Source organism: Streptomyces sp. NPDC055287 (assembly GCF_053646035.1).
In genome coordinates this window covers 1-8,812 of the sequence record NZ_JBSHNE010000059.1, presented here as the reverse complement: position 1 = coordinate 8,812, position 8,812 = coordinate 1, and the positions used below count along the sequence as shown (strand labels likewise).

Here is an 8,812-nt window from a genome sequence, read left to right as displayed (position 1 = left end):
GGCGGGTTTTTCGCTTCTTTGGGGGGGGGCGTATTAGATGGCTCATTCTTTTTTGTTTGGTCCCCCCCCCGGGGGGGGTGGGGTTTTGGGCCCCCCCCCCCCCGCCGCCGTACGGGTACGTCCCGTCACGACCGCCACCGCCCCCACCAGTGCCAGCGCGCCGCCGAGCCACAGGGGGCCCGCGACGCCGTAGCGGTCCGCGGCCCGGCCGCCGAGCAGCGCCCCGAGTGCGATCGCGGCGTTGAAGACGCCGGCGAAGAGCGCCGAGGCCGGTTCGCGCCGCGTGGGTGCGGCCGCCATGAGCCAGTTCTGCGCGCTGACCGACACACCGCCGTAGGCCAGCCCCCAAACGACGAGCAGCGCCGCCGCGCCCACGGCCGAGCCGCCGCCCGCCCCGGCCGTGACCAGCACGGTCGCACCGAGCACGGCCGAGATCACGAGCAGCGTCCGCCGGGGGTCGCGGGCGGCGGCCGCGCCGCCGAGGAAATTGCCGGCGATCCCGGCGGTTCCGTACAGCAGCAGCAGCCCGCTGATCAGGCCCGCGCCGATGTGCGGTACGCGTTCCAGGGCGGGGCGCACATAGGTGTACGCCGCGAAGTGCCCGGTCACCAGGGCCAGCACCACGAGCAGCCCGGCCCGCACCGGCGGCACCCGCAGCAGCCCCGCGACCTCCCGCAGCCCGACGGCGCCCTGCGCGGGCAGCGGTGGCAGCAGCACGGCGAGCACCGCCGCCACCGCCAGTGAGAATCCCCCCATGGCGGCGAACGCCCACCTCCACCCCGCCAGTTCGCCCATCAGGGTCCCGGTCGGCACTCCGGCCACGGAGGCCACCGCGATGCCGCTGAATATCACCGCGGTGGCCCGGCCGACGCCCTCCTCGCGCACCAGCCGCACCGCGAGTCCCGCCGCGACGGCCCACACCCCGCCGATGCACACGCCGACCAGCGCCCGCGCCGCGAGCAGCATCCCGAAGCCGGGCGACAGCGCGGACAGTACGTTCGCGGCGGCGAGCAGCACCATCAGCGCGCACAGCACGAGCCTCCGGTCCGCGCCGCGCACGCCGACGGGCAGCAGGGGGGCGGCGAGCGCCGCGACCAGACCGGGGAGGGTGACGGTCAGACCCGCCGTGCCGTCGGACGTGCCGAGTCCGGCGCCCAGGGAGGTGAGGAGGCCGACCGGCAGCATCTCGGTCGTGACGACGGCGAAGGTCGCGGCGGCGACGGCGAACACGGCGGGCGGCAACGCGGCCCGACGCCGGGGCAGTTCAGTAGTTCTGTGCATGCCGTCCAGCCTCTGCCGTGCACCGGCCGGGAACAACGGCGGAGTTCTCATCCTTCTATGAGCCGGACTCATCGATCAGCCGTGTGTGTCAGGGGGGTACGTGTCGGGCCTGGAAATCCGCGAACTGGAGTGCTTCCTGGTCCTCGCCGAGGAGTTGCACTTCGGCCGCGCGGGCGAGCGGCTGTACGTGTCGCAGAGCCGCGTCAGCCAGCTCCTGCGCGCGCTGGAGACCCGCATCGGCGCCCGCCTCGTCGACCGCACCAGCCGCCGCGTGCGCCTGACCCCGCTCGGCGAGCGCTTCCTCGCCGGCCTGCGTCCCGCGTACGAGACGCTCCGCACGGTCGTCGAGGACGCCGCAGCCGAGGCGCGCGGTGTCGGCGGCAGCCTGCGGATCGGCTTCCAGGGCACGGCGGACGCCCGCCTGATGCGGGCGATCACCGCCTTCCAGGAGCGGCACCCCGCGTGCGTGACCGAGATCGCCGAGATCCCGTTCTCCGATCCTTTCGGGGCGGTCCGGCGCGGTGAGGTCGACGCGGCGATCGTGCTGCTGCCCGTGGCGGAACCGGACCTGGCGCTGGGCCCGCTTTTCTCCCGGCAACAGCAGACGGTCGCCTTCTCGGTACGTCACCCCTTCGCGGCCCGGGCCTCCCTCACCGCCGCCGAGGTCACCTCCGTCCCGCTCGTCACGGCGTCACCCCCCGCCCCCGCATATTGGCGCGAGGCGCATGCGCCGTCTCCCGCCCCGGGCCCGTCGGTCACGACCCTCCAGGAGGGCCTGACCCTGGTCGCGGCGGGGCGCGGCGCGATGCTGCTGTGCCGTCCGACGGCGGAGTACCACGGACGCGAGGACGTCGTGTTCGTACCGGTGGACGGTCTGCCGGACTCGGTGCTCGGCATGGTGTGGCACCGCGACGGCGAGACGGAGCGGGTACGGGCGTTCGCGAGGGCGGTCGCCGACGCGGAGTGACGCGGCCGGAGCACACGTCACCTCGGACACCGGGTCAGGGCCGGCGTACCTCGAAGTGGAAGCAGCCGTACTCCACCGCCCTGACGTGCACGAGCGCCACCTCGGGGTCGGCGAAGGCCTCGTCGAACGCGGCGTCGAAGCCGGCCGTCGTGTCGGCCGGGATCTCCGTCAACCGGCCGCCGACGATGTGCCCGTCCGCGTGGTAGCGGCGCACGGTGCGCAGGGCTCCGGCGCGGGCGAAGGGGTAGCCGTCAGCCGCTGCCGGGCCCCCGCACTCGTCGGCGTGGAGGAAGACGGGGCCCTGTTCGTCGTACGCCCCGGGCCTGGCCCGCGTCCCGGCCGCCCAGCGGCGCAGCGGCGCGTACGAGACGAGCGCGATGCGCTCGCCGGGCTCGCTGAGCCGCAGACAGCACCGCAGCGGCGCGCCGCCCTCCTCGTCGGGGTACGGGACGCAGGCGCGGCCGGCGTCGTCGGTCTCCCGGAGCTGCCTGAGCGCGGTGGGCTCGATGGGCCGTGCGGCGTACTTCGTGCACCTCGTGGTCGTCATACGACCAGCATCGGCACCACCCCCGGTGGCGCGCTGGCGGACTTCGGACGTCGCGCTCTGTCAGCTGCGAGCTAACTCAGCAGCCATTGCGGGAGCGGCGTGGAAGGATGGCGGAAAACGACACATACCGAGGAGATGACCGGGTGCCTGGCACGAATCTGACCCGCGAAGAGGCCCAGCAGCGGGCGAGCCTGCTCACTGTCGACGCCTACGAGATCGAGCTCGACCTGAGCGGCGCGCAGGAGGGCGGCACGTACAGGTCCGTGACCACCGTGCGTTTCGAGTCCGCGGAGGCCGGGGCGCAGACTTTCATCGACCTGGTGGCACCCGCCGTGCACGAGGTCCACCTGAACGGGAAGTCCCTCGACGTCGCCGCGGTCTTCCGGGATTCGCGGATCGCCCTCAAGCACCTCGAGGCGGGCCCGAACGAGCTGAAGGTCGTCGCCGACTGCGCGTACACGAACACGGGCGAGGGCCTGCACCGCTTCGTCGACCCGGTCGACCAGCAGGCTTACCTCTACACCCAGTTCGAGGTGCCGGACGCGCGGCGCGTCTTCGCGTCGTTCGAGCAGCCTGATCTGAAGGCGACCTTCCAGTTCACTGTGAAGGCCCCGTCCGGCTGGACGGTGATCTCCAACTCGCCGACGCCGGAGGCGCCGAAGGACGACATCTGGGTCTTCGAGCCGACGCCGCGCATCTCGACGTACATCACCGCCCTGATCGTCGGCCCGTACCACGCGGTCCACAGCTCGTACGAGAACGAGAACGGCCAGAGCGTGCCGCTGGGCATCTACTGCCGCCCGTCCCTGGCCGAGTTCCTCGACGCGGACGCGATCTTCGACGTCACGCGCCAGGGCTTCGACTGGTTCCAGGAGAAGTTCGACTACGCGTACCCCTTCGCGAAGTACGACCAGCTCTTCGTGCCGGAGTTCAACGCGGGCGCGATGGAGAACGCGGGCGCGGTGACCATCCGCGACCAGTACATCTTCCGCTCCCGGACGACGGACGCGGCGTACGAGCGGCGCGCCGAGACCATCCTGCACGAGCTGGCGCACATGTGGTTCGGCGACCTGGTCACCATGGAGTGGTGGAACGACCTGTGGCTGAACGAGTCGTTCGCCACCTACACGTCGGTCGCCTGCCAGGCGCACGCGCCGGGCTCGAAGTGGCCGCACGCGTGGACGACGTTCGCGAACTCGGAGAAGACCTGGGCGTACCGCCAGGACCAGCTGCCGTCCACGCACCCGATCATGGCGGAGATCCGCGACCTGGACGACGTGCTGGTCAATTTCGACGGCATCACGTACGCCAAGGGCGCTTCCGTACTGAAGCAGCTCGTCGCGTACGTCGGCCAGGACGAGTTCTTCCGGGGCGTGCAGGCGTACTTCAAGACGCACGCGTTCGGGAACACACGCCTGCCCGACCTGCTCGGCGCGCTGGAGAAGACGTCCGGCCGCGACCTGAAGACGTGGTCGAAGGCATGGCTGGAGACGGCCGGCATCAACATCCTGCGCCCGGAGATCGAGACCGACGCGGACGGCAACGTCACGTCCTTCGCCGTGCGGCAGGAGGCCCCGGCACTCCCGGCGGGCGCGAAGGGCACCTCCACGCTGCGTCCGCACCGGATCGCGGTCGGCTGCTACGACCTGGACGGTGCGGGCAAGCTGGTCCGTACGAGCCGGATCGAGATGGACGTGGACGCCGCCGAGCTGACGGAGGTCCCCTTCCCGGCGAACACCGGCCGCCCGGCGGTGATCCTCCTCAACGACGACGACCTGTCGTACGCGAAGGTGCGCCTGGACGCGGAGTCGCTCGCCACCGTGACCGCCCACATCGGTGACTTCACCGAGTCGCTGCCGCGCGCGCTGTGCTGGTCGGCCGCGTGGGACATGACGCGCGACGGCGAACTCGCCACCCGCGACTACCTCGCGCTGGTGCTCTCGGGCATCGGCAAGGAGTCGGACATCGGCGTGGTCCAGTCCCTCCACCGCCAGGCGAAGCTCGCGTTGGAGCTGTACGCCGACCCGTCCTGGCGCGAGACGGGCCTGGCCCGGTGGACGGAGGCGACGCTGGAGCACCTGCGTGCCGCCGAGCCGGCCAGCGACCACCAGGTGGCGTGGGCGCGCGCGTTCGCGGCGACCGCCCGTACGGACGCTCAGCTGGACCTGTTGCAGGGCCTGCTGGACGGTACGGAGACGGTGGAGGGGCTGGCCGTCGACGCCGACATGCGCTGGGCGTTCATCGGTCGGCTCGCGGCCACCGGCCGCGCGGAGGAGGACGTGATCGCGGCGGAGCTCGAGCGCGACAAGACGTCCGCGGGCGAACTGCACGCGACATCGGCGCGGGCGGCGCGGCCGACGGCCGAGGCGAAGGCGGAGGCATGGGCGTCGGTGATCGACTCCGACAAGCTCCCGAACTCCGCGCAGGAGGCGGTGATCGGCGGCTTCGTCCAGACCGACCAGCGTGAGCTTCTCGCGCCGTACACGGAGAAGTACTTCGCGGCGGTCAAGGGCATCTGGGAGTCGCGCAGCCACGAGATGGCCCAGCAGATCGCGGTCGGCCTGTACCCGGCGGTGCAGGTCTCCCAGGCCACTCTGGACGCCACGGACTCATGGCTGGCATCGGCCACCCCGAGCGCGGCCCTGCGCCGCCTGGTCCTGGAATCCCGCGCAGGCATCGAACGCGCGCTGAAGGCACAGGCAGCGGACGCGGCGACGGCTTCTTAGGCGGGGTTGGGCGGATCGGAGGGGCCGGTTCGCGGGCACGGATCGCGGGGACGGGGCCTGGTTCCGGGATTACGGCGTCCGGGCTCCGTCCGTCGTTACGTCCGGCCTGTGCCCAGGCTCCGTCCGTCCTGCGCACCTCACCTCGGCTGCTGACGGGCGGGGCTTGGCCGTCGCCCGCTCCTCCCCGCCCGCCCCGCTCGCGCCGCCCTGCCCGCCGACTTCCAGCCCGTCCGGCGTTTGAGGGCACGCCCGAAAGGCGTCCGGGAGCCCGCCGAAGGCGCCATGGCCGAACGCACCGAGAGGGCGCCCCTTTCCTATGAAGGGGCGCCCTCTCGCGCACTGTTGAAACCGCCCGACGGCCGGGCGCTGTGCCGCTGCCGTCCGCCGGGCGGGGTCTACTGGCCGGCGCTGCCGGCCGCGATGACTACCGCCGGGACTACTGGCCGGCGACGTCCTCGTAACGCGCCCGGAGCTCCGCCGCCCCCTGCTCAGTGAGCGCCCCGTGCAACCGCATCCGGGCGACACCACCGTCAGGGAACGCGTCGAGACGCACGTGAGTGGCGACAGCCTGGGCGGGCAGCTTGAAGCGGTGCAGCGTGTCGGGCTGGAGCTTGGTGCGCGGGATGATCTCGAACCACTCACCGGTCTCGCCGTTGCGCCCGCTCAGAGCGATCCAGCCGGCCGAGTTCCCCTTGAGGTACGCCGTGTCGATCTCGACGGCACGGATCGCACCCTGCGCGACGAGGCGGAACCGCACCCAGTCATTGGTGTCACGTACGCGGCGGCGGCGGTTCTCCCAGCCGTCGTCCATTTTGCGCGAGGTGCCCGGCAGGATGATCTGCGTGGGCGACGAGTAGAACTTGTCGGACGCGTCTTCGTACACACCCCCGTTGAGTACGGAGACGAGGTCGACAGTCCCAAGAAGGTCGAGCCACTCGGGGTCGGGAACGACTTCGCCGTGCACGCGAAGGCGGGCCACGCCGCCGTCGGGGTGCTGGCAGAGCCGGATGTGCGTGTAGCGGCGCTCGCTGGTGATCTCGAACCCGTTGGCGGCGTGCCCCCGCACGGGCGTCACCGGGACGATCTCTTCCCACTTCACGTCGGCGTCGAGGAGCCGCTCCGGGCTGGGAGAACCCTCCACCGCGGCGGCCTGGATGCTCACGCGCTGCGGGTAGTTGCCGCGGAAGTGGGCGGTGTCGACGACGATGCCGCGGATGATGCCCGGGGCGCCGAGGCGGACGACGGCCCAGTCGTGATCGTCCGGCGCCGGGAAGGGCTGCGCCCCGTCGACACCGCGCCGGCGACGGGTCTCCCAGCCGTCCATGATCTTGCCCTTGTGCCCGAAGTGCTCCGGGTCGAAGACGGCGCGCTCGCGGATGAGCAGGTTCTCGCGCTCGGCGAAGAACTCGTCGTTGGCGGCGATGACCCCGGCCCCGAGACGCCGGTCGGCCAGGTCGACGAGCTCGGTGAAGGGAAAGTCCCCACCCCGGTAGTCGGCGTACGGGTCGCCTCCCCCGTAGGGGGCGGCGTCGTTGGCGTGCGGGTCTTCCGAGTGCGCGGTGGCCGTGGTCGTCGTCGTCATGCACCGACTCTCACACCTGGGGAACAGTCAGGTCCATCGAAAGTTTCTGGACAAGCTTTGAAGCAGACGCGAACGGTTGGGGGTGGGGATGGGGTGAGGTGGGGTGGGGTGGGGTGGGGGATGGGGTGGTCGGGTCGGGGTCGGGGTCGAGGGAGCGGGGCTTCGGCGGTCCTGGGGCTGCGGTTGCTTCTGGCGTGGGGGCCGCCTTGGCTAAGGGTGGCGTCGGAGGCCCGGCCCTCAAGGGCGCTCCTACGTCGCGTCGCCTGCGGCGATTGCGCTTCGCTCCACCCTTGACCGCCGAACCTCCGCCGCAATGCTTAAGGGGGGCGGCCCCGGGGGGGGAGCCCACGGGTCAAGCTCGGCAAGTGGCTGGTGGTGCGTTGCCGGACGGCGGGTGTGTGAGTGGGGCGCGCTCCGCTTCGGGGGCGGTGCGGCCCCTGGCTCAGCGGGTGCGGGAACGGTCGTTGGTGCGACACCCCCATTCCTCCGCACACGCGCACCCGGGCCGGTGGACAGCCGATCGCGATGGACGACCTGCGGGCCAGTGGGTGTGCGGGCGGGGCGCGAGAGTTGAATGGGGCGACTCGGGCGAGTGTGGCGTCCACCCCCACCGGTGATCGGTTGAGCTGCAAGCTGGTTGCCGGTGGGGGTGGGTGGTGAGGCACCGATGCCGCACGGCGCCGTAATCGATGTCGCACGTGCGGCCGCCGCAGGGGCCCACTCGTCGTCCCGTCAGCCACACGGCTCACACCAGTCACGCCACCCGGCTGTCCGCGCAGGGGCCATGCTTCCGCCGTGGGTGGAAAGGCTCCCTTGATGGCAGGAAACGATACGGCTGTGGCCGGTGGGACTGGAGAGCCACTGAGGATCGCCAAGTGCCGGGTTGATCGCATTCCGACCACCCGGACCGCTCGCCGGAGCGAGCGAACCGCACCAACGCCGTATGTGGGCCCCGCCAAGCCCAGCCAACTCGCCCTTCCCTCCGATTTGTCGAGCACGGAGGGACCAGTGGGGCCGGTGTGGTGTCAGCAGGCATCACATGTCGGGTCCGGTTCACGCCAAGCCCACGCCGGGTAGTGGGTGCGCGACTAACCCGGCACGTAATGCGCCTCGCAGCCTTCCGATGCACCGAAAAGGGGCAAACTGGGCGTGCTTCTTCGCCTTCTGCCGGGTTCGTCGCACCCGCCAGGGACGGGCACCTCCAACCACCCCACCGGCCCCAGCGGCCCCACCGAGGCCACCGAGGCCGCCGAAAGCCCCGCCATCCGGAAGCCGTCCGGTCGGATCACACCGGTCCGAGCCACCGGCAGGACCACAAAGCCCGCCCCCGGACGCCCTTCCACCCACCAAGCCCGACCACATGCCCGTGGCCCGACCGACCACCGGCAGGGGCGGACGCCACACCCGCCCGAGTCCCCCCATTCAACTGCCGCGCCCCACCCGCACAACCACGAGTCCGCAGGTCGCCCCGGCCGGCCGACTGCTCACCGGTCAGGGTGCGCGTGTGCGGAGGAATGCGGATGCCGCACCAACAACCGTCGCCGCACCCGCCGAACCAGGGGCCGAACCACCCCTTAGGTCGACCGCGCCCCACCCACTCGCCCGACAGTCACCATCCCACCCGAGCCGCTCCCCCACCTGCCGTGCAGGGCGTTTTTCTTTGGGCCGTCCCCGTATAAGCGTTAGCGGTGGGCCGGGGTGGCGGGTCA

General features: G+C 71.7%; 5 protein-coding genes. 2 read left to right on the top strand and 3 right to left on the bottom strand.

What is annotated here, in order from left to right:
- Nucleotides 1-42: 42 nt before the first annotated feature.
- Nucleotides 43-1,281 (bottom strand): MFS transporter, encoded by a 1,239-nt coding sequence (locus ACWIHY_RS37100; RefSeq protein ID WP_454380956.1) that lies wholly within the window; start codon nucleotides 1,279-1,281, stop codon nucleotides 43-45.
- Between the two features lie 100 nt (nucleotides 1,282-1,381).
- Between ACWIHY_RS37100 and ACWIHY_RS37095 the strand changes: the two genes are divergently transcribed.
- The gene (locus ACWIHY_RS37095; RefSeq protein WP_454380955.1) at nucleotides 1,382-2,248 is read left to right on the top strand and encodes a LysR family transcriptional regulator; all 867 of its coding nucleotides are present in this window, start codon (nucleotides 1,382-1,384) and stop codon (nucleotides 2,246-2,248) included.
- 34 nt (nucleotides 2,249-2,282) lie between these two features.
- Here ACWIHY_RS37095 and ACWIHY_RS37090 read toward each other — a convergent pair whose 3' ends face one another.
- Nucleotides 2,283-2,795 carry a DUF1203 domain-containing protein gene (locus ACWIHY_RS37090; RefSeq protein WP_454380954.1) on the bottom strand — a complete coding sequence of 171 codons (513 nt, stop codon included), beginning with the start codon at nucleotides 2,793-2,795 and terminating at the stop codon, nucleotides 2,283-2,285.
- Nucleotides 2,796-2,938: 143 nt separating this feature from the next.
- Here ACWIHY_RS37090 and pepN point away from each other — a divergent pair, with 143 nt between their 5' ends.
- Complete coding sequence (pepN, locus tag ACWIHY_RS37085) at nucleotides 2,939-5,521, top strand: aminopeptidase N (RefSeq protein ID WP_454380952.1); 2,583 nt, start codon at nucleotides 2,939-2,941, stop codon at nucleotides 5,519-5,521.
- Between the two features lie 436 nt (nucleotides 5,522-5,957).
- Here the strand turns inward: pepN and alc are convergent, their stop codons facing one another.
- Nucleotides 5,958-7,103 (bottom strand): allantoicase, encoded by a 1,146-nt coding sequence (alc, locus tag ACWIHY_RS37080; RefSeq protein ID WP_454380951.1) that lies wholly within the window; start codon nucleotides 7,101-7,103, stop codon nucleotides 5,958-5,960.
- Nucleotides 7,104-8,812 lie beyond the last annotated feature (1,709 nt).

What these genes read in the sequence shown, in the direction of transcription:
- ACWIHY_RS37100 (WP_454380956.1), bottom strand. Translation starts at nt 1,281, where the DNA reads ATGCACAGAACTACTGAACTGCCCCGGCGTCGGGCCGCGTTGCCGCCC.
- ACWIHY_RS37090 (WP_454380954.1), bottom strand. Translation starts at nt 2,795, where the DNA reads ATGACGACCACGAGGTGCACGAAGTACGCCGCACGGCCCATCGAGCCC.
- alc (WP_454380951.1), bottom strand. Translation starts at nt 7,103, where the DNA reads ATGACGACGACGACCACGGCCACCGCGCACTCGGAAGACCCGCACGCC.